At 67.1% G+C, this 26,457-nt stretch carries 31 protein-coding genes, 1 tRNA gene and 1 pseudogene; 15 read left to right on the plus strand and 18 right to left on the minus strand.

The genetic code is table 11. The features are described 5' to 3' along the window. Both A5701_RS18400 and A5701_RS18405 read left to right on the plus strand, forming a co-directional pair. A partial coding sequence (locus A5701_RS18400; RefSeq protein WP_197505014.1) for a glycogen/starch/alpha-glucan phosphorylase occupies positions 1–359 on the plus strand: 359 nt, incomplete at its 5' end. Positions 360–402: 43 nt separating this feature from the next. Further along, on the plus strand, positions 403–1,008 hold the full coding sequence (locus tag A5701_RS18405) for a hypothetical protein (protein ID WP_067756833.1): 606 nt from the start codon (positions 403–405) through the stop codon (positions 1,006–1,008). Between the two features lie 8 nt (positions 1,009–1,016). Here the strand turns inward: A5701_RS18405 and A5701_RS18410 are convergent, their stop codons facing one another. Beyond that, the gene (locus A5701_RS18410; protein WP_067756836.1) at positions 1,017–1,850 is read right to left on the minus strand and encodes an SDR family oxidoreductase; all 834 of its coding nucleotides are present in this window, start codon (positions 1,848–1,850) and stop codon (positions 1,017–1,019) included. A gap of 67 nt (positions 1,851–1,917) precedes the next feature. Here A5701_RS18410 and A5701_RS18415 point away from each other — a divergent pair, with 67 nt between their 5' ends. From A5701_RS18415 to A5701_RS18435, 6 genes are all read left to right on the plus strand, one after another. Continuing rightward, positions 1,918–3,351 (plus strand): hypothetical protein, encoded by a 1,434-nt coding sequence (locus A5701_RS18415; RefSeq protein WP_067756839.1) that lies wholly within the window; start codon positions 1,918–1,920, stop codon positions 3,349–3,351. 21 nt (positions 3,352–3,372) lie between these two features. Beyond that, positions 3,373–3,549 carry a hypothetical protein gene (locus A5701_RS28595; RefSeq protein WP_197505015.1) on the plus strand — a complete coding sequence of 59 codons (177 nt, stop codon included), beginning with the start codon at positions 3,373–3,375 and terminating at the stop codon, positions 3,547–3,549. Positions 3,550–3,717: 168 nt separating this feature from the next. Continuing rightward, positions 3,718–4,203, plus strand: a complete 486-nt coding sequence (locus A5701_RS18420; protein WP_067756842.1) for a MarR family transcriptional regulator — start codon at positions 3,718–3,720, stop codon at positions 4,201–4,203. A gap of 255 nt (positions 4,204–4,458) precedes the next feature. Beyond that, positions 4,459–4,893, plus strand: coding sequence for a hypothetical protein (locus A5701_RS18425; RefSeq protein WP_067756845.1), 435 nt, complete (start codon positions 4,459–4,461; stop codon positions 4,891–4,893). 221 nt (positions 4,894–5,114) lie between these two features. Then, the gene (locus A5701_RS18430) at positions 5,115–5,513 is read left to right on the plus strand and encodes an MmpS family transport accessory protein (protein ID WP_067756848.1); all 399 of its coding nucleotides are present in this window, start codon (positions 5,115–5,117) and stop codon (positions 5,511–5,513) included. Beyond that, on the plus strand, positions 5,510–8,338 hold the full coding sequence (locus tag A5701_RS18435; RefSeq protein WP_067756851.1) for an RND family transporter: 2,829 nt from the start codon (positions 5,510–5,512) through the stop codon (positions 8,336–8,338). Before A5701_RS18430 ends, A5701_RS18435 begins: the two co-directional genes overlap by 4 nt. Here the strand turns inward: A5701_RS18435 and A5701_RS18440 are convergent. The 3 genes from A5701_RS18440 to A5701_RS18450 all read right to left on the minus strand — a co-directional run bounded on the left by A5701_RS18440 (position 8,335) and on the right by A5701_RS18450 (position 9,615). Continuing rightward, on the minus strand, positions 8,335–9,075 hold the full coding sequence (locus A5701_RS18440) for an SDR family NAD(P)-dependent oxidoreductase (RefSeq protein ID WP_067756854.1): 741 nt from the start codon (positions 9,073–9,075) through the stop codon (positions 8,335–8,337). The genes A5701_RS18435 and A5701_RS18440 overlap by 4 nt on opposite strands. Before the next feature lie 14 nt (positions 9,076–9,089). Next, positions 9,090–9,335 carry a hypothetical protein gene (locus A5701_RS18445; protein WP_067756857.1) on the minus strand — a complete coding sequence of 82 codons (246 nt, stop codon included), beginning with the start codon at positions 9,333–9,335 and terminating at the stop codon, positions 9,090–9,092. A gap of 85 nt (positions 9,336–9,420) precedes the next feature. Continuing rightward, positions 9,421–9,615: a long chain fatty acid-CoA synthetase Faa4p gene (locus A5701_RS18450; protein ID WP_067757078.1), complete on the minus strand. Its 195-nt coding sequence runs from the start codon at positions 9,613–9,615 to the stop codon at positions 9,421–9,423. 225 nt (positions 9,616–9,840) lie between these two features. Here A5701_RS18450 and A5701_RS18455 point away from each other — a divergent pair, with 225 nt between their 5' ends. Then, the gene (locus A5701_RS18455) at positions 9,841–10,170 is read left to right on the plus strand and encodes a hypothetical protein (RefSeq protein ID WP_156670161.1); all 330 of its coding nucleotides are present in this window, start codon (positions 9,841–9,843) and stop codon (positions 10,168–10,170) included. 4 nt (positions 10,171–10,174) lie between these two features. Here A5701_RS18455 and A5701_RS18460 read toward each other — a convergent pair whose 3' ends face one another. After that, positions 10,175–10,672 carry a MarR family winged helix-turn-helix transcriptional regulator gene (locus A5701_RS18460; protein ID WP_067756863.1) on the minus strand — a complete coding sequence of 166 codons (498 nt, stop codon included), beginning with the start codon at positions 10,670–10,672 and terminating at the stop codon, positions 10,175–10,177. Between the two features lie 138 nt (positions 10,673–10,810). On the opposite strand from A5701_RS18460, the gene A5701_RS18465 reads away from it, so the two are divergent. Next, on the plus strand, positions 10,811–11,752 hold the full coding sequence (locus tag A5701_RS18465; protein WP_067756866.1) for an NADP-dependent oxidoreductase: 942 nt from the start codon (positions 10,811–10,813) through the stop codon (positions 11,750–11,752). Positions 11,753–11,838: 86 nt separating this feature from the next. On the opposite strand, the gene A5701_RS18470 is transcribed toward A5701_RS18465, so the two are convergent. The 3 genes from A5701_RS18470 to A5701_RS18480 are packed head-to-tail and all read right to left on the minus strand — an operon-like array spanning position 11,839 to position 14,217. After that, the gene (locus A5701_RS18470; RefSeq protein ID WP_067756869.1) at positions 11,839–13,062 is read right to left on the minus strand and encodes an NAD(P)/FAD-dependent oxidoreductase; all 1,224 of its coding nucleotides are present in this window, start codon (positions 13,060–13,062) and stop codon (positions 11,839–11,841) included. Positions 13,063–13,066: 4 nt separating this feature from the next. Then, entirely contained in the window at positions 13,067–13,255 is a 189-nt protein-coding gene (locus A5701_RS18475; RefSeq protein ID WP_067757081.1) for a ferredoxin, read from the minus strand. Further along, entirely contained in the window at positions 13,255–14,217 is a 963-nt protein-coding gene (locus tag A5701_RS18480; protein ID WP_067756872.1) for a metal-dependent hydrolase, read from the minus strand. The genes A5701_RS18475 and A5701_RS18480 overlap by 1 nt, the downstream gene beginning before the upstream one ends. 277 nt (positions 14,218–14,494) lie before the next feature. Here A5701_RS18480 and A5701_RS18485 point away from each other — a divergent pair, with 277 nt between their 5' ends. After that, a complete protein-coding gene (locus A5701_RS18485; protein ID WP_067756875.1) occupies positions 14,495–15,298 on the plus strand; it encodes a DUF1906 domain-containing protein in 804 nt (267 codons plus the stop codon). Between the two features lie 37 nt (positions 15,299–15,335). Here A5701_RS18485 and A5701_RS18490 read toward each other — a convergent pair whose 3' ends face one another. Together A5701_RS18490 and A5701_RS18495 are read right to left on the minus strand one after the other, a co-directional pair. Next, positions 15,336–16,235: a TIGR03619 family F420-dependent LLM class oxidoreductase gene (locus A5701_RS18490; protein WP_067756878.1), complete on the minus strand. Its 900-nt coding sequence runs from the start codon at positions 16,233–16,235 to the stop codon at positions 15,336–15,338. A gap of 83 nt (positions 16,236–16,318) precedes the next feature. After that, a complete protein-coding gene (locus A5701_RS18495) occupies positions 16,319–16,942 on the minus strand; it encodes an NADPH-dependent F420 reductase (RefSeq protein ID WP_067756881.1) in 624 nt (207 codons plus the stop codon). 99 nt (positions 16,943–17,041) lie between these two features. Between A5701_RS18495 and A5701_RS18500 the strand changes: the two genes are divergently transcribed. Further along, positions 17,042–17,524 (plus strand): MarR family winged helix-turn-helix transcriptional regulator, encoded by a 483-nt coding sequence (locus tag A5701_RS18500; protein WP_067756884.1) that lies wholly within the window; start codon positions 17,042–17,044, stop codon positions 17,522–17,524. Between the two features lie 83 nt (positions 17,525–17,607). Here A5701_RS18500 and A5701_RS18505 read toward each other — a convergent pair. From A5701_RS18505 to pgm, 3 genes are all read right to left on the minus strand, one after another. After that, positions 17,608–17,680: transfer RNA gene (locus tag A5701_RS18505), tRNA-Ala, on the minus strand. Positions 17,681–17,733: 53 nt separating this feature from the next. After that, a complete protein-coding gene (locus A5701_RS18510; RefSeq protein WP_368664939.1) occupies positions 17,734–18,885 on the minus strand; it encodes an MFS transporter in 1,152 nt (383 codons plus the stop codon). 71 nt (positions 18,886–18,956) lie between these two features. Beyond that, complete coding sequence (pgm, locus tag A5701_RS18515; protein ID WP_067756887.1) at positions 18,957–20,585, minus strand: phosphoglucomutase (alpha-D-glucose-1,6-bisphosphate-dependent); 1,629 nt, start codon at positions 20,583–20,585, stop codon at positions 18,957–18,959. 103 nt (positions 20,586–20,688) lie between these two features. Between pgm and crcB (A5701_RS18520) the strand changes: the two genes are divergently transcribed. Then, complete coding sequence (crcB, locus tag A5701_RS18520) at positions 20,689–21,084, plus strand: fluoride efflux transporter CrcB (protein ID WP_067756890.1); 396 nt, start codon at positions 20,689–20,691, stop codon at positions 21,082–21,084. Continuing rightward, complete coding sequence (gene crcB / locus A5701_RS18525; RefSeq protein WP_067756893.1) at positions 21,081–21,464, plus strand: fluoride efflux transporter CrcB; 384 nt, start codon at positions 21,081–21,083, stop codon at positions 21,462–21,464. Before crcB (A5701_RS18520) ends, crcB (A5701_RS18525) begins: the two co-directional genes overlap by 4 nt. 1 nt (position 21,465) lies before the next feature. Here crcB (A5701_RS18525) and A5701_RS18530 read toward each other — a convergent pair whose 3' ends face one another. The 3 genes and pseudogenes from A5701_RS18530 to A5701_RS18540 form a co-directional block, all read right to left on the minus strand. Then, positions 21,466–22,083, minus strand: a complete 618-nt coding sequence (locus A5701_RS18530) for a GNAT family N-acetyltransferase (protein ID WP_082969789.1) — start codon at positions 22,081–22,083, stop codon at positions 21,466–21,468. After that, a pseudogene (locus A5701_RS18535) lies at positions 22,080–22,963 on the minus strand (LLM class flavin-dependent oxidoreductase). The gene A5701_RS18530 and the pseudogene A5701_RS18535 overlap by 4 nt, the downstream one beginning before the upstream one ends. A 20-nt stretch (positions 22,964–22,983) precedes the next feature. Beyond that, positions 22,984–23,385: a DUF488 domain-containing protein gene (locus tag A5701_RS18540; protein ID WP_067756899.1), complete on the minus strand. Its 402-nt coding sequence runs from the start codon at positions 23,383–23,385 to the stop codon at positions 22,984–22,986. 7 nt (positions 23,386–23,392) lie between these two features. Between A5701_RS18540 and A5701_RS18545 the strand changes: the two genes are divergently transcribed. Next, a complete protein-coding gene (locus A5701_RS18545; protein WP_067756902.1) occupies positions 23,393–24,667 on the plus strand; it encodes an HNH endonuclease signature motif containing protein in 1,275 nt (424 codons plus the stop codon). A gap of 7 nt (positions 24,668–24,674) precedes the next feature. Here the strand turns inward: A5701_RS18545 and A5701_RS18550 are convergent, their stop codons facing one another. Both A5701_RS18550 and A5701_RS18555 read right to left on the minus strand, forming a co-directional pair. Further along, entirely contained in the window at positions 24,675–25,370 is a 696-nt protein-coding gene (locus A5701_RS18550; protein ID WP_067756906.1) for a DsbA family protein, read from the minus strand. Positions 25,371–25,389: 19 nt separating this feature from the next. Then, positions 25,390–26,313 (minus strand): CoA ester lyase, encoded by a 924-nt coding sequence (locus tag A5701_RS18555; protein ID WP_067756909.1) that lies wholly within the window; start codon positions 26,311–26,313, stop codon positions 25,390–25,392. Positions 26,314–26,457 lie beyond the last annotated feature (144 nt).

The raw sequence follows: 26,457 nt of genomic DNA on the forward strand, positions 1-26,457 counted from the left end.
AGGAGGTCGAGGCGGTCAAGGCGAGCGGGTACCGCCCGGCCGACTACATCGACGGTGACGCCGAGCTGCGCGCGGTGCTGGATTTGATTGCCGGCGGCACCTTCTCGGGCGGGGACACCGAGGTGTTCCGGCCGCTGGTGGACAACCTGCGCCATGACGACCCCTTCCTGGTTTGCGCCGACTACGCGTCGTACGTGAGCTGCCAGGAGCGGGTGAGCGCCGCCTGGCAGGACCGGGAGTCGTGGACCAAGATGTCGATCCTGAACACCGCGCGCAGCGGGAAATTCTCGTCGGATCGGGCCATCACCGAGTACTGCGACGACATCTGGAACGTGTGGCCGTTGACCGTCAAGATGTGACGAACCTGCTGATAATCGCCCCACGCGAGCCTAGGATCTCGCCATGTCGATTATCGGCGATGCAACGGTCGTCCTCGCGCGCGTGTCGAGGTCGACGTCCAACGCCCTGCGGGTCACGCTCGCCACGCCCGACGGCACCGAACTGGCGCGCGCCCAGCAAAAGGGCGGCGCCGCGGTCCTGTTGGGCTTCAAGAACGGCGGCAAGAGCGAGTACACCCTGACGGCGGCCAACGGCGACGAGCTCAAGATCGCGGTCGCCGCGACGACCACCATCACCAACCAGAACACACCCGTGGGAAAGATCGTCCCCGCCGACGGCGCCGCGCGCTTGGAAGACGGCGGCGGCACCGTGCTGGCGGTGGTTCGGCCGCACACGGGGCACAAGGCCGACGGCGCCTGGCATCACCGCCTGCTGTCGCCGTCCGGCGAGGCCCTGGGTGTGCTGACCCTGATGACCGTCCACACCGGTTGGAGCGACATTGAATCCGAGGCCATCCAACTGCTGACCAACCACAACGTCGCCACCCTGAAGGCGCCATCGGCGGGCGCGATGCTCACCCTCGCCGCGCCGGTCGGCCCTCATCTGGGTGACGTTTTGGCCGCGGCGTGCGTGGACTTCTCGGTGCTCCCCCGCGGATACCTCGAGTAGAGCCGAATCTATTGATAGCCGGGAAGATCCGGCACCCCGCTGGCGGTCAGCCATCCGCCGCCGTCGACAACCAGGGTCGCCCCGGTGACATAGGACGCGGCGTCGCTGGCGAGGAAGAGCACCGCCTCGGCGACCTCGGTGGTCGAACCCGCCCGGCGCAACGGGTTCTGCGTGGCGCGATGTTGGTTGTCGCCGGTGATCCTCTTCACGCCCTCGGTCCCCGACATCGCCCCGGGCGCAACGACATTCACGCGGACGCCGTCCGGCCCCCACTCGATGGCACAGGCGCGGGTGAACGCGTCGACGCCAGCCTTGGCCGACACCACGTGCGCCTGCAAGGCCATGCCGCGGTACTGGGTCGCCGCGCTGATGTTCACGACGGATCCACCGTTTTCCCGCAGGCATAGCTCGTAAGCCGCCTTCGACACGTTGAACGTCCCCAGCAGGTCGATGTCGACCACGGCTTTGAAGCCGCCTGCGCTCAGGCCGCTGACCGGGACGGGAAAGTTCCCTGCGGCATTGTTGACGACGACGTCGAGCCGGCCGAAGGCCCGGATCACGTCCTCGACGACGGCGGTCACCTCATCGTGGCTCCGCACGTCGCAGACGCCGTAGACGGCCTCGATCCCGGCCTCCCGCAACACCGCAACCGCCGCCTCGAGGTTGGCTTCCTTGCGGCTGCAGATCGCGATCCGGGCGCCGTGGCTGCCCAGCACCCGCGCGATCTCGAGGCCGAGGCCCGTGGCCCCGCCGGTGATCAGGGCCGCCTTGCCCTGCAGCAGATCGGCCCGGAACGGGCTGCGCCGGGCGTTCACGCCGTCAAGGGTACGACGGTCAACCATCGGTCGACAGTGGACGTTTTCTTCGCTCACCGCAAGGATCGAGTCATCGACACCCGGCAGGAGGAAAGTGACCCTACGATTCCGAGGGCTTGTGCTGACCCCGTTGACGGTGGCGCTGGCGATGCTGCTGGCGCCGTCGGCCTCGGCCGACACCTACACAAACCAGCTGGTGGACAAGTTCAGCGCGCAGACCCACGTGCTGGCCGACCCGGGGGCGAATCCGCCGTTGCAGAACCCGGATCGGCTGAACGACCAAATCCTGAGCACCCGGTGGGCGTGGGCTCCGCGACCGCCGATCTGGGTGGCGGCGGTGGCGTCCAACCAGACCCGCGTGACCACCCCGGATGCCATTCACAACGTCATCCTCGGGCGCGATCCCGGATTCAGCGGGATCATTCTGGTCATCGACTCCCGGGGCTACCACGTGCGCGCCTACAACGTGCCCAGGGCGATCGCGGACAGCGTCGATCCGGTCATGAGCCAGTCCGCCAGGGACCACCGAAACGACCCGTACGGCGCGAGCAGTGAATTCGTCAGCAAGATGTCGACGGTGGCTGCGTCCTCCGGCGCACCGGCGGTGACATCACCCGCGGTGCAGAAGAACCACAACCAGGGATCCGCGCTGTGGACCGCGCTGGCGATCATCGCCATCGGTGTCGCCGTGATCGGCCTGATCTGGTTCGCGGTGAACCGGAACCGCAAGCGCCGCAAGGACACCGACACCAAGGAACAGATCAAGCAGGAGTTGATCACCGTCACCTCGGATGTCAGCGACCTCGACAATGCGGTACTCACCAACAGCGACACGGACGTCAGCGCCGAGCAGACGAAGGCCAATGCGAGCCTCTACGACGCGCGGCAGGCCTACGAAAAGGGTGACTATGGCGCGGCACGCGCGCACCTGAGGGTGGTGGAGTCGACGGTGGCCAAAGCCAACCAGAAGCTGTACCCGGGCCGGGCCGCGCCTAACGTCGCCGACGTCTCCTCGGTGCCGGCGGGCGACCGGAAGCAGGCCTCGGTGCGGACGAGGAATCCCGATACCGGCGATTACGTGACGATCAACAACAACAACTACAGCGCCACCCCGCAGCCCGGTTATCCGCACTACTACGGCGGCGGTTACTACAACGGGATGTTCTTCTACCCGGGTTATTACCCGTACGCGTTCTGGGGTCCGGGTTGGGGTTGGGCTCTCACCGACGTGCTGTTGATGGATGCGCTGCTGGACGACCATTGGGGCGGCGGGTACGACCGCGGCTTCGAGGCCGGCCGGGACTCTGCGTATGCGGACGCGAACTACGACGGCGGGCAAAGCGCCGGCTACGACAGCCAGCAAGGCGACGTCGGGTTCGGAGGCGGTTACGACTCCGGGTTCGGCGGCAACGACAGCTCGTACTCCGGCGGCGGAGACGTGGATTTCGGCGGCGGATGGGACTCGGCCGGCGGCTCCGATTTCGGCGGCGGCAGCTCGGATTCCGGTGGCGGCGACTTCGGATTCTGACCGAGAAGTAAGGCCTTGCGGATGAGCACGGACGGGATCAACCGGGGCATCCTGCTCGCCATGGTGGTGATCGGGGTGATCGCGTACGCGTTGCTCTACTCGCACGCCTCGGCCGTCTTCCGGGTTCTGGTGCCCGTCGGCCTGGCCGTCGTGGTGGGGCTGATCATCCGCGACGTCGTCAACGCCCGGAAGCGGTGATCTGACCCGGCGTGCGCAAAGCATTTTCCGTGTGATGCATCACGCTCACCCGAGGCCGCCTGGGCCAGCGGGATTCGCCTCTGCCGACGCGTAATCCGCGCGGTTTGCTGTGGATGCGAGTTTGCTTTGGACCGATCTGCATCCGATGGGTGATACATTCGGGCGATTATGGCAAGACAACCGGTCGCCGACATGGCCAAGGCCGTCGCCGAGATGATCGACACGGGCACCGATCTGACCTGGCGGTATTTGCTGTCCAACCGCAAGGAATTGAGCGCAAGCGCGACGCTGGTGCTCAACAGGGTCAACCGGGAGGGTCCCATGCGGCTGACGGCGCTCGCCGCGGCCGAGGACACGAGCCAACCGGCGATGACCCAGCTGGTCCAGCGGATGGAACGCCAAGGACTGCTCGAGCGGCTGAGCGATCCCGAGGATGGCCGGGCAGCCCTGGTCGCCATCAGCGACGCGGGCCGGGAGCTCTGGGACCTGCGCACGGACCGCCGCAGGGAGCGTCTGGCCGCGCTGCTGACCGGGCTTTCCACCGAGGATGCGCTGACGTTGTGGCTGGCCGCGCAGGTCGCCATGCCAATCCTGCGTCAACTACTCGACATCGCGGCCTCCGAGGCACCGCACCCCGCCGATGCGGCAAAGTGAGCGCGCAGCCACCAATCTGCATAATGCCCACTATGTAAAGATTGGGTGACCCGCGGCCTTTGCTCGGCGAAACCGGCAAGTGATAGCCCGCTCGGCCCGCGTTCCGCTTGACGGGCTGCATCATCCACATGATATGAAAATGAGCGTGGGAAGCGACGCCCCGCCGGCAGCCGTCGCCGCGAGGATCGACGCGGCGGCCGCGGCGGCCCATGATGGCATCGGCTCACATACCCGGGCACACGAAGGAGCGGAGCAGTGACTCTGGGCTTGTTTGGACTACTCACCGTCGTTTCCCTCGCACTGGCCGTCACCCTGGCCTCCGTCGCGGCCGTCTACGTTCGACGCCTGGAGCGGCGCAGGCCCCCGCCGATCGCCGAGGAAATCGGCAGCGCGAAAGAAGTGGTCCGCAAGTTGCGCAAGCGGCAACCGATGTCGCCCGAAGAGCTGGATTATGCGCGTCAGGTCGTGTCCGACCGCGCCTCGGTCATGGCGCTGTGCATCCCCGGTGCGTTGTTCATGCTCGGTTGCTTTTACGTGTTCGGCAGCCTCTACCACCTGCACGGGGCGACTCCGTCCGAGCGGACATTCCTCGGGGCGATACCCATGCTCACCTCATCGAACCTCGCGCTTCGCCTGCTCAGCAGCGCCCGGCTGAAAAGGCGTCTGCGCACGGCATCCGTCGCGTCATGAGGGCCGCAGGCCCGTTGGCAGGCGTCAGTCACAACCTCTCGAGTTCGCGTTCCGTGCCGCAGGTAGTAATCTCTTTATCGCCGTATGTCAACCAGATTGATATGCGGCCGTCCCGCGGTCCACGGGCGGGGACGCGAGAACGCGGTGGGTAGGACGAGGTCGCGAAAGGTAATGGAGTGAGCCGTCGTTCAGTCGGCAGGACTGTCTTGCAACGAGGCTGGATGCCGTTGGTCACCGTCATCGCGGTCGGGGTGGGCCTGCTGTGCATGTACAAGGTGCACCAGTTCTCCGAACCGGAGCCGGTCATCACCGTCAACGGTCCACAGGCACCCGAGCAGTTCAATCTCAAACGGATCACCTACGAGGTGTTCGGCAACGCCGGCAATGGGGGGAGGCTCGTCTACATCGACATCGACGGTCATCCGCACCAGGTTGATTTCACCGCCCTGCCGTGGTCGCACACGGAGACCACGACGCTCTCGGTGGCGTCCGGAAGCATCTCGGTTCACGTTCGCAGTGGTCAGGTGAGTTGCCGGATGCTGGTGGATGGTGTGGTCCGCGACGAGCAGTCGGACGACCATCCGGACGCCGACGTCGAGTGCAGGGTGAAATCGGCATGACCGAGCATCGCCTCGACGAGACGCGGCCCAAACGCCCGTTCATCCCCAGGATGGTGCGGACTTTCGCGATCCCGATCATCTTCTTCTGGGGTCTTCTCGCGGTCACCACGAACACCTTCATGCCCCAGGTGGAGCGGGTCGCGGAAGAGCTTGCGGGCCCCATGGTCCCGCATTACGCGCCCTCGCAGCGGGCGCTGCTGCACATCGGTGAGAAGTTCCACGAATCCAACTCGACCAACTTGACCATGGTTGTGTTCGAGGCGAACCGACCGCTGGGAGACGCCGACCACCGGTACTACGACGACCTGATGCGCCGCCTCCAGCACGACACCCGGCATGTGCAGTACGTAATGGACCTGTGGGGCAAGCCATTCACCGCGGCGGGGGCGCAGAGCGTGGACGGCAAATGCACCTACGTGCTCCTGCGTCTCGCCGGTGACATCGGGCAGATCCAGGCCAACCAGTCCGTGGACGCCGTCCGCGACATCATCAAAAAAGACCCGCCCCCGCCCGGCCTGAAGGTCTACGTCAGCGGCGCGGCTCCGTTGGCCTCCGACACGCTCGCCATCGCCAACGCCAGCCTGAACAACGTCACGATCGTCACGATCATCCTCATCGTCGTGATGCTGCTGCTGGTATACCGCACCCCGTCTACCCTTTTGGTGCCCCTGCTCGGGGTGCTCATCGAGATGCTCGTCGCCAAGGGCGTCGTCTCGACGCTCGGGCATTACGGATACATCGAACTGTCCTCGTTCGCCGTGAACATCGTGATCGCGCTGACGCTGGGAGCCGGAACGGATTACGGCATCTTCCTGATGGGCCGATATCACGAGGCTCGGCAGGCGGGCGAAAGCCGCGAGGACAGTTTCTACATCGCGTACAAGGGCGTCGCGCCCATCATCATCGGCTCCGGCCTGACGATTGCCGGCGCGTGTTACTGCTTGACGTTCGCGCGCCTGAACTACTTCCACACCATGGGGCCGGCCGTCGCGATCACCATGCTGTTCACCATCGCCGCGGCGATGACGCTGGGACCGGCGGCACTGACCGTCGGCAGCCTTTTCGGGATGTTCGACCCGAGAACCCCCACCCATGGTCGCCTCTATCGGCGCATCGGCGCGAGCGTGGTGCGCTGGCCGGTCCCGATCCTGGTGGCCAGTACCGCCGTCGTCATGATCGGGGCGATCTTCGTTCCCACCTACCGGCAGAACTACGACGACAGGCAGTACCAGCCGGCGAGTGCGCCAGCCAATTTGGGCTTCCAGGCGGCCGACCGGCACTTCCCGAAGAGCAAGCTCTTCTCGGAGATGCTGATGGTCGAAACCGATCACGATATGCGCAACTCGGCCGACTTCATCTCGCTGGACCGGGTAGCCAGAGCCCTGATCCGTCTGCACGGTGTGGCGATGGTGCAAGGCATGACGCGGCCGTTGGGCCGCGCGCTCGAGCACGCCAGCATCCCCTACCTGTTCACCACGCAGGGCAGCGGCAACGGACAACAGCTCCCGTTCAACAGGGAGCAGAACTCCAACACCGACGCGCAGGCCGACATCCAGGCGCACTCGGTCGAGGTGTTGCGCAAGGAGATCGGCTTCTTCCAGAAGGTGTCCGACGAACTGCACCAGACGGTCCTGACCGTCGAGGACCTACAACGGGTCAGCGACGACATCCGCGACGAGGTCTCCAACGTCGACGACTTCTTCCGCCCGATCAAGAGCTACTTCTATTGGGAGAGACACTGTTTCGACATTCCCATCTGCTGGACGTTCCGTTCGCTGTTCGAGACCATCGATCAGATCGACAAGCTGGCCGACGACATCGCGGATGCGAAGGTGTCCCTGCAGGAGGTGGACAAGACCTTCCCGCAGATCATCGCCCAACTGAAAGCCACCGCCGACGATACCGAGGCACTGCAGTCGAAATTGGTCAACAGCTACGGATCCGCCGATCTGCAAACCGTGCAAACGGAGCAGACTTTCGATGATCTGATCAACGTCGGGAACGACTTCGACAAGTCCCGCAGCGACGACTTCTTCTACATCCCGCACGAGGGATTCGACAACGAGGACGTCAAGACCGGCATGAAGCTGATGATGTCGCCGGACGGCAAGGCGGCCCGTTTCATCGTCACCCACGAGGGCGACGCGATGGGCCCCGAAGGGGTCGAGCACGTCGAACAGTTCCCCGACGCGATCAAAACGATCCTGAAGGAGACCTCGCTGGCGGGCGCGCGGATCTACATCGGGGGTTCGGGATCCAACGACAAGGACATCAAGGAATACGCGATGTCCGACCTCATGATCGCGGCCATCGCAGCCTTCGTGCTGATCTTCTTGATCATGATGTTCATCACGCGAAGTCTGGTGGCGGCGTTCGTGATTCCCGGCACCGTGGCGTTCTCCTATGCCGGCGCGTTCGGGCTTTCCATCCTGGTCTGGCAACACCTCATCGGCCTGCACCTGCACTGGCTGGTCCTGCCGTTGACGTTCATCATCCTGGTGGCCGTCGGGTCGGACTACAACCTGCTGCTGATCAACAGGGTGAAAGAGGAGTTGCACGGCGGAATTTACACTGGTCTCATCCGGGCGCTCGGCAGCACCGGGGGCGTCGTGACGTCCGCCGGTTTGGTGTTCGCCTTCACCATGCTCGCGATGCTCACCAGCGACCTGCGCACCATCGGTCAGGTGGGCTCGACCGTGTGCATCGGCCTGCTGCTCGACACGCTGATCGTGCGTTCGTTCGTGGTGCCGAGCATCCTGCGAATCCTCGGGCCGTGGTTCTGGTGGCCGACTTTGGTGCGCACCCGCCCGGCGGCGGCGCGCTAGCCGGCGCCCTTGCCGTTGTCGACGCGATAAACGGCACCGTGGACGGCGGCCGCGGCGTCGCTCGCCAGGAAGGCGATGACGTTCGCCACGTCGACGGGCTGCATCATGCCGCGCGGGGAAGCGGTGCGCATGATCAGGTCGTTGTTCGGGTTCTCCGGCGCCCTGAAGTGTTCGAGCTGCGGGGTGAGCATGCCGCCCGGGCATATCGCGTTGACGCGCAAGCGATCCGCGGTGTACTCCACCGCCAGGGCGCGGGTGAGGCCGACCAGCCCGTGCTTGGCGGCGCAATAGCCGGCCGAGTACGCCTGGCCCTCGACGCCGGCGATGGAGCCGACGTTGACGATGTTGCCGCCGCGCTCCAGTAGGTGCGGCAACGCGGCCCGGCACAGGTAGAACGGACCGTTCAGGTTGACCGCGAGGTCCTCCGCCCAGTCGTCGTCGGTCATCGACTCGGTGCGCCGCATCTGGTGTCGGCCGGCGACGTTGACCAGCACGTCGAGCCCGCCCAGCTCACGCACGCACTGCTCCACCGCGTCGCGGCAGGCCTGCGCGGAAGCGACGTCCACCGATGCGTAACAACCACCTTGGACGTCTGCGAACACCTCGGCCAACCGGCCAGTGTCCCGGCCGATGCCGAAAACCGTTGCGCCCTGGCGGGAGAACAGCCGGGCCGTCTCAGCGCCGAGGCCCGACGACGCCCCGGTCACCAAGGCGACCTTGCCCTGCAGTGCTGACATGTCTGCCCTCGCGGTCAGTAAGAACGGATCCGCGCAACGCTACCGCGCAGCAGCCCCAGCGGGGCAACGAACCTCGGTCCCCACATGGTCATGGCGCGGCGAGCGGTCAACAAGACGAGCAGGCTAATCGCGAGGCGCCCGAGGGCTACCCGGCTCGTGCGCCTCTTCCAGCTTGGCCGCGCCGGTTCCACGCGCCGGCCGAAGTAATAGCCGACGCCCATTGCCATCGCCAGGGCCGCGACGGCCGCCAGCATCGTCATGATGATGAGCGTTTCGCGTCATCGTCGCGCCGAGGTCACGCGCGAGACACACCTTGGCCACTAAGCGGGCCCGAAGGCGTGGGTGTCAGACGTTCTCGCTCACGACATACACGGCGACATACCCGATGGGGATGCCGGTCCAGGTGGCGATGCATTCGCGTGCGGCCGGCTCCACCATGTCCCGGCGGACGGTGCGGGTGACCCTGCCGATCTCGGGAACGCGGATCATCCATCCGTCGGCATCGCGAGTGATCTCGATATCGAAGCACTGGCCGACCATGGGGCATTTCACGCGAGGCACGACCCGCGACGAGCGGGTGCTGCGCAGCGATTGTCGGCGCAGCAGGGTGGGCTGAATGGGCATGGCTGCTTTCGGAGAGTCGCAATCAGAACCGCGGGCAAGAGTAATGCGCATTCAGACGAAAACCTAATCGGCCAGTCAAACTGGCATGCACCTGATGCGCACTCTCCACCAAGTCGTCGCCGGGACTTAATGTTTGTGTTCATGCGACTGGTCCACGTGCCCGCGTTCGCGGCGAGTTTGCTGTCCGCGTTGGCCATCGGCTGTCCTGCCGCCCCGGTGGCGCGCGCGGATGGCGGATACGGACCCGGCTCCTACGCGGTGCCCGCCCAACTCCCCTACGGCACCTACGTCGCCCACGCCGAACCGGGCGACTACCGAGCGGCCTGCGTCTTCACCACGTGGACCCGCGACGGGAGACTGATCAACTCCGACAGCGGGATTCAAACGACCCCGGTCACGGCGAATCTCTCGGCTCCCGCGGTGGCGAAGTTCATCACGCACGGCTGCACGCCGTGGACGAAAGAGGGTTGACACCTCATTGCGCTGCCGCGTCGCGGCGTGTGCGCGAAGCGGCCGAGCGCGCCGGTCGGGCCCGCATGTGATCGCGGGCGCGACCCATGATGTCGCCGAGCGCCCGCACGTCCTCGCCGGAAAGCGCATCGAACAGCAGGTCGCGGACAACCTCGATGTGGCCCGGCAGCACTTTGGCAAGCCGCGCGTGGCCCGCTTCCGTGATGCCGACGACCGTGGCGCGCTGGTCGTCGACGCTGGCTTCGCGGGCGATGAGGCCCGCCTGTTCCAGCAGACCCGCCTGATGGGTGAGGCCGCTGCGGCTGTAGACCACGCCGTCGGCCAGTTCGGTCATGGTCAACCGGCGCTGGGCGTCGGCAAGCTTCGCCAAAATCTCGAACTGCACGTAGCTGAGGTCGCCCTCGGCCCGTAGCTGTCGCTGCACGGCGTACTGCAGCAGGCTGACCGCCTCCATCAGGGCGAAGTAGGCGCGCATCTGCTGAGGCTTGAGGGCTTGTGCCATGCCTTGATCGTAATGCTTCGAGCTCGAAGCAATGTGGTGATCGTCACCCGGAACTCCGGAATCGCTTCGATCTCGAAGCAAGTTATGCGTAGTGCAACTGCTTCGAGATCGAAGCACCTAGGTGAAACGGAGAAGACCATGAAGGCTGTGCAGTACCACCGTTACGGCGGCAGTGACGTTCTGCAGTACGAAGAGGTTCGGCGGCCGGTGCCCGGCCCCGGCGAAGTGCTGGTGAAGGTGGCCGCAACCTCGTTCAACCCGGTCGACGCCGGGATCCGGGGCGGCTACCTGTCCGAGGTATACGCGATCTCCTTCCCCCACACGCCGGGCATCGACGTCGCCGGAACCGTCGCCGAGCTCGGTGACGGGGTGACGGGGTGGAACGTTGGTGACGCCGTCGTCGGGTTGCTGCCTTTGGACGCCCCCGGCGCCGCCGCAGAGTACGCGCTCGCCCCGGCCGCGGTGCTGACCGCAGCGCCAAAGTCGGTGCCGCTCGCCGATGCCGCGGCGCTGCCGACGGTCGGACTGACGGCATGGCAGGCGTTGTCCGAGATCGCCGAGCTCAGGTCCGGGCAGTCCATTTTGATCAACGGCGCGGGCGGAGCGGTCGGCGGCTACGCGGTCCAGCTCGCCAAGCAGGTCGGAGCCGTCGTCACCGCGACCGCGTCCGCGCGCAGCGCTTCCCGGCTGCGCCACCACGGGGCCGACCGGATCATCGACTACATCGACTACGCGAACACCCCGCCGCACGTCGCCGGGCAGCCGTTCGACGTGGTGCTGAACCTGGTCAGCACCGCACCGGAGCAGACCGCGGCCCTGGTCGGCCTGGTCGCCGACGGCGGGTTTTACCTGGGCACCATGACGTCCGGCGAGGAGGACGCGGCTAGGCGGGTGCGCGCGCAGCGGGTGTTCGTCCGCAGCGACGCCGCGCAGCTGGCCGAACTCGTCAACCTGGTCGACGCCGGAAACCTGGTGATCGACGTCGCCGACCGCCGACCGCTGACCGACGCTGCCGCCGTGCACGATGACTCCGACGCCAATCGGCTGCCCGGGAAGACGATTCTGATTCCCGGCCAATGAGATTCGGTCGATTCAGTTGAAGGCGTGTCCCGCCGGCAATCCGCCGGCGGGACACGCCTTGAGTCTGGGCGCTATCGTCCGTCTTGCTATGCCGCCCGGCTCGGTGGAAACGCGGCTTGCGTCTCGATGGCTTCGCGGTAGGCGGACACCCGGCCCGGCATCGTCCCGAGCGCGGCGATGGTACGACCACCGCGCCCGTACGCCGCGACGAACTCCCAGGCGCCCGGATCGCCTTCGACGATCTCGACGGAGTCGTAGTCGGTTGGCACGCCCAGCATCTGCAGCTTGACGTCGTATTGATCCGACCAGAAGTACGGCACCTCGTCGTAGGGCTCCGCGCCCCGCGGCCCCGCCATCAGGGCCCGGGCGGCGGCCGCACCCTGACGGCCCGCGTCGTCCCAGTGCTCGGTACGCAGGTGCCGCTCGTACAGCGGGTGCCACCAGCGCGCGACGTCGCCGGCCGCGACAACCGGGACGTCCGCGGTGCCGCCCTCCGCGACACCGCAGGCGTCGCAGATCACGCCGTCGTCGACACGCAAGCCGGAGCCGTCCAGCCATTCGGTGGCGGGGGTGACCCCGAGTCCGACGATGACGAGATCGGCCGGAACCTGCGAGCCGTCGGTGAGGCGAACACCTTCTACCCGGCCGTTGCCCACGAATCCGTCGACGCCCACGCCCACCCGCAGATCCACGCCATGTTGGCGATGCAGGTCGGCCCAGCGCGACGCCAGCTCCGTGCCCAACGCGGAAAGCAATGGGCTGGCCGCCTTTTCGACCAGCACCACGTCCAACCCCATTGACCGGCAACTCGCGGCGACCTCGGCGCCGATGAACCCGCCGCCGACGACCACCACCCGCGGTCGCGAACCCAGCCGATCCCGGATGGCCAGGCAGTCCTCGACCGTTCGCAGCATCAGCACCCCGTCGGGAACCGGGCCGCCCGGCCATTCGCGTGGCACCGCGCCGCTGGCGATCACCAGCCCGTCGAACGGCAAGCCGAACTCCTGGTCGGCATCGCGCACGTGGATGGTGCGCGAGGACATGTCCAGCTTGAGAGCCGATGCGCCACGCAAGACGCGCGCTTCGGTGTCGAATTGCGGCGCCAAGTCGACGCCGGCCCGGTGCACCGTGCCGGTGAGGAACTTCTTCGACAGCGGCGGGCGATGGTACGGGGCGTGCCGCTCGGCGCCGACGATGGTGAGTGCGCCGTCAAAGCCCTCCTGCCGCAGCGTCTCTGCCGCGCGGGTGCCCGCCACGCCGGCACCGACGACGACGACCTCTTTCAGGTTTCTCTGCTGGCGACCCGGCATCGCTTCAGTCCTTCACCGTGATCGCTTGGGTGGGACACGACACCTGGGCGCCAATCAACTGCTGGCGCAGCGCCTCTGGTGCCTCCTCCTGCAGTACGTGCAGACCGTCCTCGCGCACGTCGAACACCTCGTGGCAGATGCTCATGCACACGCCGTTGCCGTCGCAGGTATCAAGATCTACCGAAACCTTCATCACACCTTCGCCTTTCGTGCTCCGTTGCCGGAAGTCTCGATCCCTTGGGTTTGATCCGGCGACTTCCCTTGGGATCGCGCCCGCTCCTTGGCGGCCTTCGCCACCGGCGAGTACGCCAGGTAGTCGATCGCCATCTGTGTGGACCCTTCGTCGTTCGGGTGGTGGCTGGGCCGCAGATACCGGACCGGCGTCGTCACCATCAGCTTCCACGGGCCCGGAAGCTTGTACTCGCGAGCGGCCGATAGCCAATCCCGCCAACGCCACTTTTGGTCGATGGTCGGGTCTTGGGCCATCAGGTAGCGCGCTCCCGCGACCCACCAGGCGATGAACAGCGGCGTGGTGAAGAACATCGAGAACGCCCTGATCCAGTAGTTGCCGCTGACGTGCTGGAAGACGTCGTACACCAGCGCGCGGTGCTCGACCTCCTCGGCCCCGTGCCAGCGCAACAGGTCGAGCATCATGGGGTCGGCCTTCGCGTAGTCCAGACCTCGGTTAGTCAGCACCCACTGGCCCAACATCGCCGTGTAGTGCTCAAGCGCGGCTACGTCGGCCAGGCGCCGATAGAGCCACCACCGCTTCATGGCCGGCGGAAACCACTTGGGCGGGTCGCCCAGCGTCATCGACAACAGCCTCCCGAGCCGATCGGTATACGGCTTGGTGTCGATCCCCTGCTCGGCGAGGTGGTCGAGCACCACCTGGTGGGCCCACGCATGCCAGGACTCCTGCTGGATGAACGGTTTGATCGCCGCCTCCAACTCCGGATCGTCGACCAGCGACGACGCTTCGAGAACGGCCTTGATGAAGTGGCGCTCGCCCTCGGGCAGCAGGAGGTGCAAGACATTGATCATGTGTGTCGAGAACGGGTCGTCGGGCACCCAGTGCAGTGGCGTCTCCGACCAGTCGAACCGAACCATCCGGCGGTACATGGGATGGCCGTCGTGGTGAAGTTGGACCTCGGGCATCGAAAGCTCCCTCCCGGATTGTCTGCGAACAGCCGTTCACTCGGCCGCGTACCCACGCCTGCCGCCGGTTATGCGTACCGGCGGTACGAGGTTTCTGAGAGTTGCCTACCGAGGCACGGATGTCCCCGAGCGGCGCGTAATCGGCGCAGATAGGACGGGGTCGCTCGTCGCCGGCGCTTCCGACATTGACTCGACACGGTGAAGCGCAGAAACCGATTGGATATCGACTAGTACGCGCCACTTATGTTGACAAAAGTCACAAATTTAACATCACGCGATGCAGGATTCGTCGGCGAATGTGCGGCCGTCGCGCCCCATTCCCCGGCGCGATTTATTGCGCTACGCCATTCCCCTGGCGGTACTACCGGCGCTGTATGCGGCATCGACGAGTGTGGCCCGCCCTGCCGCAGCGGCCGTCCCTCCCAGATTGATCGACTTCGCCATGCGCCAAATCCCGGCGGACCACATTCGGGCCGCCGGCTACTCCGGCGTCATCAACTACGTTTCGCTATCGCGTCCCGGCTCGACCATGGGCGCCAAGCCGATCACACGGCCCTACGCCGAGCAGCTGACCGCCGCCGGGCTGATGATCGTCAGCAATTACCAATACGGCAAGCCGGGCGGGACGGCACCGTCGGACTTCAGGCGCGGGTTCGAGGGCGGCGTTGCCGATGCTCGCACCGCGTGGGATTTGCATACCGCGGCGGGTGGCGGTCAGAGTGCGCCGATCTTCTTCAGCGTCGACGAAGACATAAACCACGACACCTGGAACAATTTGGCGCTCAAGTGGTTTCGCGGAATCAATTCGGTATTGGGAGTGCAGCGCACCGGCGTCTACGGCGGTATCGATGTGTGCCAGTGGGCCGCGGCCGACGGCGTCATCGGCAATTCGCGCACCCCCGGCCACCGCTGGGCCTGGCAAACCAAGGCCTGGTCCCGGGGCCAGGTCGACCCTGCCGCCGTCCTCTATCAACGCGTGGTGAGTACGCCGTCGAATCCAGGTCCGGAAGTCGGGGGGCTCCAGGTCGACGTCAACGACGTCCTCGCCGCGGATTGCGGTCAGTGGAACCTGCACCGGTGAGGCCGCATCCCGCTTGATCCGCCCATTATCACCGCCGTCACTCTTTCCCACACTCACGCCACCGGGCGATCACCTGGCCGGCGAAGTCCAGCATCTGGTCAAGGGTGGGGAACAATGCGAAGGCATCCACGATCGCCTCGTCGGCACCGGACTGGGCGAGGCGCTCGAGCTTGTCGGTGACGGAGTCAACTGACGTGCCCGGGTCGAGGTTGATCCGCATGGCCGTCTTCAGCGCGTCCGGATCGCGGCCGGCGTCCTTTGCCGCCCGGCGCGCAATCGACCACAAGTGGTCGGTGACCTCGTCCTGCAGCCCCTCGACCCCGAGCCAGCCGGTGCCGCTGCGGCCGACCCGGCGCATCGCCGCCTCGCTGGCACCGCCGATCCAGATGGGCGGACCGCCGGCCTGGACCGGGCGCAGGTCGGCATGAACCGGCGGCAGGGAGAAGAACTCGCTCTCCCAAGAAACCGGGTTGGTCGTCCACCACTCGTGCAGGAACGCCAGCAGGTCATCGAGCATCCTCCCGCGCCGGCTCCAGTCCGCGCGGCGGGCGATGTCGTGTTCGTCCTTCATCCATCCGATTCCCACGCCAACGTCCAGGCGGCCGTCGCTGAGCACGTCGAGCGTGGTCAGCAAACGGGCCAGGTGCACCGGCTCGTAGTAGAACGTGCTGAGCGTGCTGGCGTTGAGCCGCACCCTGTTGGTCGCGGTCGCGGCGACGGTCCAGAGCAGCACCGGGTCGAGGTAGCGGGTCATCTGCGGCGGGTACGGCTGCTCTTTGCCCGGATAGGTGCTGTGCATGTCGACCGGCGTGACCAGGCGATCGCCGACCCACAGTGTGTCGTAGCCGAGGTCCTCGAGCCCGCGGCAGAACGCGCCGAGACCAGCGGCGCCGCGGACGGCGGGCCCGACGATGGGAAGTGCGAAGCCAAGCTTCATAGCTCGAATCCCTTCGGTGATAAATCAACCATTACTTTGGGGGCGCGGGCGCCCTTTGCTCGTTCACTCCTGGGCCGGGCGGCTCAGCCGGCAACGGTGGCGCCGAGGGCGAAGTCGAAATTCCCCACCCCGTGGCGGGCGAGGCCCATCACGACCAGGCCCGTTCCTTCCAGCCAGTGCGCCATGTTCAAGCCGCCGACGTCGAGCGGGCGCAGCTCGAGGCTTTTGATGAACTCCGCCACGGCCGCCTTGGCCCGCGCGTCGTCGCCGGCGATGAAGACGTCGAGCGGCCGGCCCTGCGCCAGGACAGCGCCAAAGATGGTGTTGAAGGCCTTCACCACGCTGGCGCTGGCCGGGGCCGTCTTGGCGACTTCCTGCGCGATCGAGGTGTCATCGGGGATGGCCAGCCCGTCGGCCGCGGCATTGAAGGGGTTGCTGATGTCGACGATGACCTTGCCCGCGAGGGCGTCTCCGTACTGGGCGACGACCGGAACGACATCGGCGTACAACACGGAAACGATGACGATGTCCCCGGCCGGGACGGCGCCGAAATCCCCCGTCGTCGCGCTGCCGCCGAGGCTCTTGGCCAGGTCGGCGGCCTTGGACTGATCGCGGCCGATGATCTCGACGGCGTTGCCGCCCGCTACGGCCAGCGCGCCGATGGTACGAGCCATGTTCCCGGTCCCGATGATGCTGATGCTGCTCATGAGATGTCCTGTCCTGAACTAGTGGTCGGAATGGTTGATGCGTCCACCTTATGGGGATTTTGATGACACGTCAACCACTTACCGGTAGCATGGGGGCCAATGGAACCGAACTGGCTGAACCCTAGGGAAGACCGCGCCTGGCGGGCCTTCCAGCACGCGCACCATCAGCTCGACGTGCACCTGAACCGGGGCCTGCAGAAATCGGGACTGTCCGGGGCCGACTACGAGATCCTGGCGGTGCTTTCCGGCCACGACGGGGACCGCATGCCCGCCCGCGACCTGTGCAATGCACTGGGTTGGGAGAAGAGCCGTGTCTCACATCAGGTGCGGCGCATGCAGAAGGACGGGCTGATCTGTCGCGAGCCCAACCCCGACGACGCCCGCAGCACCATGGTCTGCCTGCTGCCTGCCGGCCGCGCCGCCATCGAGAAGGCGGCGCCCGGGCACGTGGAGGACGTCCGCCGGAACTTCATCGACCTGCTTACCCCGGCCGAGCTCGAGATGCTCGCCGCCCTGAACGAACGGGTCCTGCGCCACTTGGCCAAAGACGAAGACTCCGCGGCCGACGACGAGCCCGCATAGCCTCGTCAGCCCTGAGGTGATGCCGGGCACGTAACGCGGTGGTCGAACCTCCCGCGACGAATCGCGGACCCGTGAATATCCGGTGGAGCTAAGGGGACTCGAACCCCTGACCCCCACACTGCCAGTGTGGTGCGCTACCAGCTGCGCCATAGCCCCAAGTCGTGCCAATCGAAGCTACACCACTGGCTACCGACCTTCAAAGCTGCCGGTCAGGCGGGCTCGAGCGCCGTCCGCGTCTCGGGCGCCGGCACCCAGGCGACGGCGGCGACCAACAGAACAACCCCACTGATCGCGAACGCCCAGCCGTAGCTCAGCCGCTCGGCGACCCAGCCGACCGCTATCGAGCCGACGATCGCGCCCAGATCCGACGCCATCTGCACCGCGGCCACCGGCGTGCCCGCGCGAGCCTCCCTGCCGAGGATGTCGGCGACGGCGGCCTGCATAGGAGACATGAAGATCCCCGTCGTCACGCCGGACACAAACCCCACGACCATGAACGCGGGCAGCGACGTCACGACGCCCAGCCCGGCGGTGGCCGCACCGGACGCCGCCAGACCGACAATCAACAACGTGCGCCGCCCCATCCGGTCGGACAAGTAGCCACTGGGAATGACGGCCACCGCATTGCCGGCCGCGAACGCCGCCAGCACCACGCCGATGACCCCGACGCTGCGGCCCATGACGTCGGAAATGAACAGCGGGACCAGCGCGACGCGCAGCCCAAAAGCCGACCAGCCCATCGCAAAATTGGACAACAGCGCCGACCGATACGCGCGGAACCCCAACGCTTCTCGGATCGTCACCGTCGATCGTGTCGGCGGCAAAGGTGCGGCCAGCGTCGAATTACGCAAGCCATAGAACAGCACCACGGCCACCACCAGCATTGCGGCACCGTAGACGATGAAGGGAGCCGTCAGCCCCCAGCCCGCCGCCAGGGCGCCGACCGCCGGCCCACCGACCGCGCCGATCATGAACGAACTGGTAAAAATGCCCGCGATTCGCCCGCGGGCGTCGGGCGGGCTGATGTGGATCATCAACCCCAAGGCCGCGACGTAAAACAGCGTCGAACCCAAGCCGCTGAGGGCGCGAAAAAACAGGAGTTGCCAGTACGCCCGCGAGAACGCGCACGCGGCAGTGGCCAACCCCACGATCAGCAAACCACCGATGTAGATCCGCCGTTCACCCAACCGTTGCGCCAACAGTCCGCTTATCGGTGCGAAACACAGTCGAGTCAACGAGAAGACGGTGACCAAGAAAGTCACCGCCTCGATGCTGACCCCGAAGGTGCGGGCGAAGGCGGGCATTGCCGGCGAAATGACGCCGTAGCCCAGTGCCACCATGATGTTGGCCCAGCTGAGGATCCACACTTCGCGCGGAAGCCGCGCAGCAGAAGAGCCGCGTCCCCCCGGGCGGGCAAGTCGGAGGGAACAAGTCACCCAATGACTTTATTAACTACCTCGCGCGCGGTTTCCTGCACCTCCACCAAATGCTCGGGTCCGTTGAAAGACTCGGCATAAATCTTGTAGACGTCTTCGGTGCCCGACGGCCGCGCAGCAAACCACGCGTTGGCGGTCGTCACCTTTAATCCGCCCAACGGCGCGCCGTTGCCGGGCGCGGTGGTGAGTTTCGCGGTGATCGGCTCGCCGGCCAATTCGGTGGCGGTCACCTGCTCGGGTGAGAGCTTGGAAAGCCGCGCTTTCTGGTCGCGATCGGCAGGCGCGTCGACTCTGGCGTAGAACGGCGTCCCGTACTCGGCGGTCAGCTCCTGATAGCGCTGCGACGGGGTCAATCCGGTGACGGCCAGGATCTCGGAGGCCAGCAGCGCCAGGATGATGCCGTCCTTGTCGGTGGTCCACACCGAGCCGTCGCGCCGCAGGAACGACGCGCCCGCGGATTCCTCGCCGCCGAACCCGATGGTGCCGCCGATCAGGCCGTCGACGAACCACTTGAAGCCGACCGGGACCTCGAGGAGCTTGCGGCCGATGCCGGCGACCACCCGGTCGATGATGGACGAGCTGACGGCGGTCTTGCCGACGGCGATGCCGTCCGGCCACGACGGCCGGTTGGTGTACAGGTAGTCGATGGCGACCGCCAGATAGTGGTTGGGGTTGAGCAGCCCGCCGTCGGGCGTGACGATGCCATGCCGGTCGGAGTCCGCGTCGTTGCCGGTGGCGATCTGATAGCTATCGCGGTTGGCAATCAACGAGGCCATCGCGTCCGGTGAGCTGCAGTCCATCCGGATCTTGCCGTCGTGGTCGAGCGTCATGAACCGCCATGTCGCGTCGACGAGCGGGTTGACCACGGTCAGGTCCAACCCATGCCGCTGCGCGATCTCGCCCCAGTAGTCCACGCTCGCCCCGCCGAGCGGGTCCGCACCGATCCGCACCCCCGCCGCGCGGATCGCGTCGATGTCGACCACGTTCGGCAGGTCGTCGACGTAGGTGCCGAGATAGTCATAACGCTGGACGGCATCCAGCGCTCGCGCGAACGGCACTCGCTTCACCCGGGCGCCGTCGCGGAGAATTTCGTTGGCGCGCTTGGCGATTGCGTTCGTAGCGTCGGTGTCCGCGGGCCCGCCGTTGGGCGGGTTGTACTTGAAGCCGCCGTCGGGAGGCGGGTTGTGCGACGGCGTCACGACGATGCCGTCGGCCAGCGCGTCGGTGCGGCCGCGGTTGTAGTTGAGGATCGCGTGGCTGACCGCCGGTGTCGGCGTGTAGCGGTCCCGGGAGTCCACCATGGCGACGACGTCGTTGGCGGCCAGCACCTCCAGCGCCGAGACCCATGCCGGCTCGGAAAGGCCATGCGTGTCCCGGCCGATGAACAGCGGGCCCGTGGTGCCATGTGCGGCGCGATACTCGACGATGGCCTGGGTGATCGCGACGATGTGGGCCTCATTGAACGCCCCGTTGAGCGCGGAGCCGCGATGGCCCGACGTGCCGAACACCACCTGCTGTGCGACGTCGTCGGGGTCGGGCTGAACCGAGTAGTAGGCCGTCACCAGGTGCGGCAGGTCGACGAGGTCTTCGGGCTGGGCCGGCTGACCGGCGCGAGGGTGGGCCATGGTTACCAATTCTGCCCGCGGCGCACGTCGCCGACCTGTCAGGTACTTTTCTGACGTCCCGGATTCACCCACCCGTAAATCCTGCACAGGGGAAAGGGATCACGTGGCGCACGACTATCGCGAACTGGCCGCGGTCTTCGCCGGCGGGGCGCTGGGCTCGCTGGCCCGCGCCGCCCTGGGCGTCCTCGCCGCGGGCGACCCGGCGAGGTGGCCGTGGCCGACCTTCACGGTGAACATCGTCGGCGCCTTCCTGGTCGGGTACTTCACCACCCGGTTGCTCGAACGGTTGCCGTTGTCGAGTTATCGGCGTCCCCTGCTCGGCACCGGGTTGTGCGGTGGGCTCACGACGTTCTCGACGATGCAGGTCGAGACGCTCAGGATGGTCGAGCACGGCCACTGGGCATTGGCCGCCGGCTACACCGTCACCAGCGTCGTGTTGGGACTGCTGGCCGTACACCTGGCCACCAAATTGGTGCGCCGGGTCCGGGTCCGCGGATGACGGCCGGCGCGGTCACGACGGTCGCGGTGTGGGTCGGTGTCGCGCTGATCGGCGGCGTCGGCTCGGTGCTGCGCTTCGTCGTCGACCGCGCGGTGGGCCGCCGGGTGGCCCGGTCCTTTCCGTTCGGCACGTTGGCCGTAAACGTCAGCGGCGCAGCGCTCTTGGGCTTTCTCGGGGGCCTGGTGCTGAGTAAGGAAGCGGCCCTGCTGGCCGGCACCGCGTTCGTAGGCGCCTACACCACTTTTTCCACCTGGATGCTGGAAACTCAACGGCTCGGCGAGGAGCGCCAGGTGCGCGCGGCAATCGCCAACATCGTCGTCAGCGTCGCGCTCGGTGAGGCGGCCGCGTTCTTGGCGCAGCGCATCGCCGAGCAGCTCTGAGTCAGCCGCCGGGCACGTCGTCGGGCGTGCGGGGCAGCGCGTAAAGCGCCATCCGCCGGTTCGACATGTCGTGCTCACCGAGGAAGACGCAGCCGCCCCGTTCGCAGAACGTGCGCGCCAGGACGTTGCGGTGATCCGGATCGAACATGATGCGCCGGCATTGCGGATCCAGGCCCAGGATGCTGCCCACCAGGTAGGGCAGCAGGTAACTGACGTGGCCCCGCTTGATGTAGTCCAGATCGGCGACCGCGACGTGCAGGCCCAGATCGTGGGGATCGTAGTCATAGCGGTCAGCAATGGAATCCTTTGCCGCCCGGTACAATTCGATATAGGCACGAGGCATCGCGTACAGCGTGGCGATGAAGGGCCGGGAGAACCCGCCTTCGAGTTGCGCCCTCAGGTAGCGGTGCCAGCGGGTCGCCGGCCAGGCGGACTCCCACGCTTCGGCCAGGTGCGGCCGATTCATCCACTCGGCGACCATCTCCGCGTCGGCGTCCGGATCGGCCAGACGCAACCCGTACGGCTCGGGCAACGCCGGTATGGGCGGGGGCGGGACGGCGCGGACCTCATCGGGGATCTCGGTCAACTCCCGCGGCAGTATCGGGTCGTCCTCGCTCACGCGGGCGCCCCTGCCATCCACCGTTCGGCCAGGGCCGAAACCCATTCGGCGGCCGCAGCGGGCCGCTCGGGCGGCGCCGCGACCAGAACCAATTCGTCGATGCCCAGATCGGCGAGGGCGCCGACATCACCGACGCCCGGATCGCGCAACGCCACCGAGAGCCGCAACTGCCCACGATCACGCCCCGCCTCGGCGCATAGCCGCTCCAATTCGGCGAGCCGCTCGTGCACGGCTTCGACGCCGTCGAGGTTGAAGCCGTACCAACCGTCAGCCCACGTCGCCGCCCGCCGCAGCGCCGAATCACTATTGCCGCCAACCACTATCGGGATGTGGCGGTCGCGCACCGGTTTGGGGTTGACCCGAATCGAGTCGAAGCTGACGAAATCGCCGTCGAACGAGGCGATGTCGTCGCGCCACACCGCGCGCATCGCGGCAACGTATTCGGCGGTGCGCTCGGCCCGACGGGCGAACGGCACCGAAAGCGCGGCGTCGTCACCCTGGTCACCGCGACCCGCGACCCCGACATCAGCCATGCCGCCGTCCTCGCGGAGCTGCTGAAAAGCCACTGAGCGCGTGAGACGATCGTGCGATGCGGCTGGGATTGCACGCCCTGGGGATCGGCGCCGGCCCGATGCCGTGACGATGCCGTCGCGGCGAAGCTCAGTGCGATCATCGGGTCAAGCCAATCCGCTTGTGCGGGAACGGCGATGACGCCGTCGTCGGAGTAGGGATAGCGGGAGGCCGGTCGGTCGACCATGACGACGTGCTCCCCGGCCCACAGCGTGGCGAAGCCGCAGTCGTCCGCGGTCGACGCGACGGCATCGATCACGGCGCGATCGGCGCCGGCGCCGATCCCCAGGGCGTGCAATCCCAGCCGCATCGCACGATCGTCTCACGCGCTCAGTGGCTTTTCAGCAGCTCCGCGAGGACGGCGGCATGGCTGATGTCGGGGTCGCGGGTCGCGGTGACCAGGGTGACGACGCCGCGCCGGGCCAGCTCGCGCAGCTCGTCGAGCGCCGGGTTGTCGTCGAGTTCCGCCTCGTAGCGCTCGGCGAATTCGTCGAAGTGTTCTGACCGGTGGCGATACCACTCGCGGAGGTCCTTGGACGGCGCGACGTCCTTGGACCAGATCCCCACCCTCGGGTCGCCCTTGCGCACACCTCGCGGCCACATGCGGTCGATCAGCACGCGCTGGCCGTCGTCGGGGCCGACGTCGTCGTAGACCCTCGCCACCCTGATCCGGCTCTTGCCGCCCACACCTAGCAGCGTAGCGACGGGCTTGTCGGTGGTGCCGGTTAGCATCGCACGTATGTTCGAAGAATTGGCGGTGATCGACCCGTCGGCCGACGAATCGGCGCTGATCGAGCGCATCGCGGAGCTGGAGGCGGCCAAGTCGGCGGCCGCCGCCGGGCAGGCCCGCGCGACGGCCGCGCTGGACTCGGCGCGTCGAGCTGCCGAGGCGGCCGCAGGTTTATCCGCGGCGCGGCGCGGCCGGGGCGTGGCCACCGAGGTCGCGCTGGCGCGCCGCGATTCCCCGGCGCGGGGCTGCCGGCATCTGGGCTTCGCCAAAGCCCTCGTGCACGAGATGCCGCACACGTTGGCGGCGCTGGAGCGCGGGGTGCTGTCGGAGTGGCGGGCGACGCTGATTGTGCGCGAGAGCGCCTGCCTCGACGTCGAGGATCGCCGCGCGTTGGACGCGGAGCTGTGCGCCGAAGCGGCGAACCTGGACGGCATGGGCGATGCGCGGGTGGCCGCGGCGGCCAAGGCGATCGCCTATCGCCTGGACCCGCATGCCGTCGTCGACCGGGCGGCCAGGGCAGAGCGGGAGCGCACGGTGACCATCCGGCCCGCGCCCGACACGATGACCTACCTCACCGCGTTATTGCCGGTGGCCCAAGGCGTTTCGGTGTATGCCGCGCTGCGGCGCGAGGCGGACACCCGCGGCGACGGGCGTTCACGCGGGCAGCTGATGGCCGACACCTTGGTGGAACGGGTCACCGGCCGCAGCGCGGCGGTCCCCACCCCCGTCGCCGTCAACCTGGTGCTCTCCGACGACACGCTGCTTGGCGGCGCCAATGCGTCGGCCGACCTCTCCGGTTACGGCCCCATCCCCGCAGCAGTGGCGCGCGCGATGGTCTGCAGCGCGGTCACCGACCCGCGCTCGCGCGCGACGCTGCGCAGGCTCTACGCGCACCCCCGGGGCGGGGCGCTGGTGGCCATGGAGTCACGGGCACGGATCTTTCCGCGCGCGCTGGCCGCGTTCATCGCGATGCGCGACCAACGTTGCCGCACGCCCTACTGCGACGCGCCCATCAGGCACAGCGACCACGCGCAACCGTGGGCGGGCGGCGGCCCGACCGCCGCGGACAACGGCCTGGGCCTGTGCGAGGGCTGCAACTACGCCAAGGAGGGCGCGGGGTGGCGGGTGAGCGCCGCCGTCGACGAAAACCACACTCACAGCGCGCAATTCACCACCCCCACCGGAAAGAGCTACCGATCGACGGCTCCGCCGCGAGCGCCCGTGATCACGGTCAGCGAGGTGGAATTCCGCATCGGGGTCTCCATCGCGCGCCATGCGGCCTAGGCACTGTTCAGGATTGGCCGGTGAGGCGCTCCACGTCGACGACCTCGCCGCGGTTGATGCTGACCCAGTCGCGTCCGTCCAGGTAGGGGCGCAGCGCGCGGCCGATCAACTCGGCGTCGGCCGGTGTCTTGGGCCGCTGCAACTCGTACACGTGGGGCAATTCGGCCATCCCGGTGACGACGTTCCACAGCGTCAGGGCCTCGGGCCCGGTCGGCGGGTCCACCAGTACCGGACCGAACAGGCACTGCCCCGACAAAAACAGCGTCGGCACACCGTAGCCGCCCGCGTCGACGACCCGGTGGTGGTCGTGGTGGATCTCGTCGTGGGTGGTCGGGTCGTCGAGCGCCGCATCGAGGAGCGACGGTTCGGCGCCGATCTCGCCCAGCAGGCGGCGCGCAACCGCGGGGTCGTGCGGTTTGCCGCCCAGCGTGTGCAGTTCGCGTCCGATGGCGGCGTACCACCGGTCCAGCAGCGCCATGTCCGTTCGGCGCAGCAGCGCGCCGATCCGCATCAGCGACCACCCGTAGGACCACTCCCGCTCCCAGGGGTGCTTCTGGCCCTCGGACCGGTTGATCTCCTCGAGGCTGAAAAATCGCCAGTCGACGGTGATGCCGAGTTGCTCGCGAACGTCGCGGATCCACAGCGAGGTCTGATAGGCGAACGGGCACATCGGATCGAAATGAAAATCCACCACGACGCTCATCTCGGACCCGCTTTGTCGCTCAGTAGTGATAGGTGTCCGACGGCGCGGGGGAATGATCCCGTTCTTCGTCGTCGAAGTCCGACGATTCTATGTCGTAGGCGCGGGCCAGCTCGAGGATCTTCGTGGCCCTGGCAATCCGCGGCAGGTCGGACCCGTTGCGGATCTCTCCCCCGTCGCGTTCGAACTCGGCGAAAAACTCTTTCGCCCAAGAAATTTCGTCCTGTGATGGCGACAGACCCTCGTTCACCACGCCGCATTGGTCCGGGGTGAGGCAGATCTTGCCCGTCATCCCGAATTCCACGGAAACGGCGGTGGCCTCGATCAACTTCAGGGCATTCGAGCCGATCGTGGGCCCGTCGATGGCGCTGGGCAGACTCGCCGCCTTGGCGGCGATGGTGAACCGGGACCGGGCGTAGGCCAGCGTGCTGGGGTCTTCTCCGAAGCCGGTGTCGCGGCGGAAGTCGCCGATGCCGAAGGCGAGCCGGAAGGTGCCCTTAGCCGCGGCGATCTCGGTGATGCGCTCCAGGCCGCGGGCCGTTTCCACTAGCGCCACGATCGGCACGTTGGGCAGCCGTTGCGCCGTCTCGGTGACGTGGTCCACCGATTCGACCATCGCCAGCATCACCCCGCCCACCGGTGTGCCGGACAGCGCGGCGAGGTCGTCCGCCCACCACGGGGTGCCGAAACCGTTGACGCGGACCCAATCGGTGTTGCCGGCGCCCAGCCAGCTCACCACGTTGTCGCGGGCGGCGTGCTTGTCTTTGGGGGCGACGGCGTCCTCGATGTCGAGCACGACGATGTCGGCCCGGGAGTGCGCCGCGGATTGGAACCGGTCAGCGTGCGCGCCGTTGACCAAGAGCCAGCTCCGGGCCAAAACGGGATCGATGCGGTAGCCAATGACGTCGTCGGGCTCCGTCGCGCTGCTGTTGACCTGGTCGTACATTCGTCTCTCGGGGTTATCGGTATCGGACTGGTGCCTTAACCGTAGCGATGTCCCCCAACGGGCGGTCGGGTATGCCCCCCGGGCACAGAAATGGCTGGGCCGCCCGGGCGGAGGAACCCCTCGCCCGGGCGGCCTGGCTTTGAA

Source organism: Mycobacterium sp. E3305 (assembly GCF_001666785.1).
Classification (GTDB): Bacteria; Actinomycetota; Actinomycetes; order Mycobacteriales; family Mycobacteriaceae; genus Mycobacterium.

Bases quoted from the DNA above. Each gene is read 5' to 3' on its own strand.
- A5701_RS18455 (WP_156670161.1), top strand. From the start codon at position 9,841: ATGCGACTGGTCCACGTGCCCGCGTTCGCGGCGAGTTTGCTGTCCGCG.
- A5701_RS18475 (WP_067757081.1), bottom strand. From the start codon at position 13,255: ATGAAGGTTTCGGTAGATCTTGATACCTGCGACGGCAACGGCGTGTGC.
- A5701_RS18430 (WP_067756848.1), top strand. From the start codon at position 5,115: ATGCCGTTGGTCACCGTCATCGCGGTCGGGGTGGGCCTGCTGTGCATG.
- A5701_RS18450 (WP_067757078.1), bottom strand. From the start codon at position 9,615: ATGGTCGGCCAGTGCTTCGATATCGAGATCACTCGCGATGCCGACGGA.
- A5701_RS18495 (WP_067756881.1), bottom strand. From the start codon at position 16,942: ATGAGCAGCATCAGCATCATCGGGACCGGGAACATGGCTCGTACCATC.
- A5701_RS18405 (WP_067756833.1), top strand. From the start codon at position 403: ATGTCGATTATCGGCGATGCAACGGTCGTCCTCGCGCGCGTGTCGAGG.
- A5701_RS18480 (WP_067756872.1), bottom strand. From the start codon at position 14,217: ATGCCCGAGGTCCAACTTCACCACGACGGCCATCCCATGTACCGCCGG.
- A5701_RS18490 (WP_067756878.1), bottom strand. From the start codon at position 16,235: ATGAAGCTTGGCTTCGCACTTCCCATCGTCGGGCCCGCCGTCCGCGGC.
- A5701_RS18470 (WP_067756869.1), bottom strand. From the start codon at position 13,062: ATGCCGGGTCGCCAGCAGAGAAACCTGAAAGAGGTCGTCGTCGTCGGT.
- A5701_RS18545 (WP_067756902.1), top strand. From the start codon at position 23,393: ATGTTCGAAGAATTGGCGGTGATCGACCCGTCGGCCGACGAATCGGCG.
- A5701_RS18445 (WP_067756857.1), bottom strand. From the start codon at position 9,335: ATGACGATGCTGGCGGCCGTCGCGGCCCTGGCGATGGCAATGGGCGTC.
- pgm (WP_067756887.1), bottom strand. From the start codon at position 20,585: ATGGCCCACCCTCGCGCCGGTCAGCCGGCCCAGCCCGAAGACCTCGTC.
- A5701_RS18420 (WP_067756842.1), top strand. From the start codon at position 3,718: ATGGCAAGACAACCGGTCGCCGACATGGCCAAGGCCGTCGCCGAGATG.
- A5701_RS18440 (WP_067756854.1), bottom strand. From the start codon at position 9,075: ATGTCAGCACTGCAGGGCAAGGTCGCCTTGGTGACCGGGGCGTCGTCG.
- A5701_RS18460 (WP_067756863.1), bottom strand. From the start codon at position 10,672: ATGGCACAAGCCCTCAAGCCTCAGCAGATGCGCGCCTACTTCGCCCTG.
- A5701_RS18410 (WP_067756836.1), bottom strand. From the start codon at position 1,850: ATGGTTGACCGTCGTACCCTTGACGGCGTGAACGCCCGGCGCAGCCCG.
- crcB (WP_067756893.1), top strand. From the start codon at position 21,081: ATGACGGCCGGCGCGGTCACGACGGTCGCGGTGTGGGTCGGTGTCGCG.
- A5701_RS18555 (WP_067756909.1), bottom strand. From the start codon at position 26,313: ATGTACGACCAGGTCAACAGCAGCGCGACGGAGCCCGACGACGTCATT.
- A5701_RS18550 (WP_067756906.1), bottom strand. From the start codon at position 25,370: ATGAGCGTCGTGGTGGATTTTCATTTCGATCCGATGTGCCCGTTCGCC.
- A5701_RS18485 (WP_067756875.1), top strand. From the start codon at position 14,495: ATGCAGGATTCGTCGGCGAATGTGCGGCCGTCGCGCCCCATTCCCCGG.
- A5701_RS18435 (WP_067756851.1), top strand. From the start codon at position 5,510: ATGACCGAGCATCGCCTCGACGAGACGCGGCCCAAACGCCCGTTCATC.
- A5701_RS28595 (WP_197505015.1), top strand. From the start codon at position 3,373: ATGAGCACGGACGGGATCAACCGGGGCATCCTGCTCGCCATGGTGGTG.
- A5701_RS18540 (WP_067756899.1), bottom strand. From the start codon at position 23,385: ATGCTAACCGGCACCACCGACAAGCCCGTCGCTACGCTGCTAGGTGTG.
- A5701_RS18465 (WP_067756866.1), top strand. From the start codon at position 10,811: ATGAAGGCTGTGCAGTACCACCGTTACGGCGGCAGTGACGTTCTGCAG.
- A5701_RS18500 (WP_067756884.1), top strand. From the start codon at position 17,042: ATGGAACCGAACTGGCTGAACCCTAGGGAAGACCGCGCCTGGCGGGCC.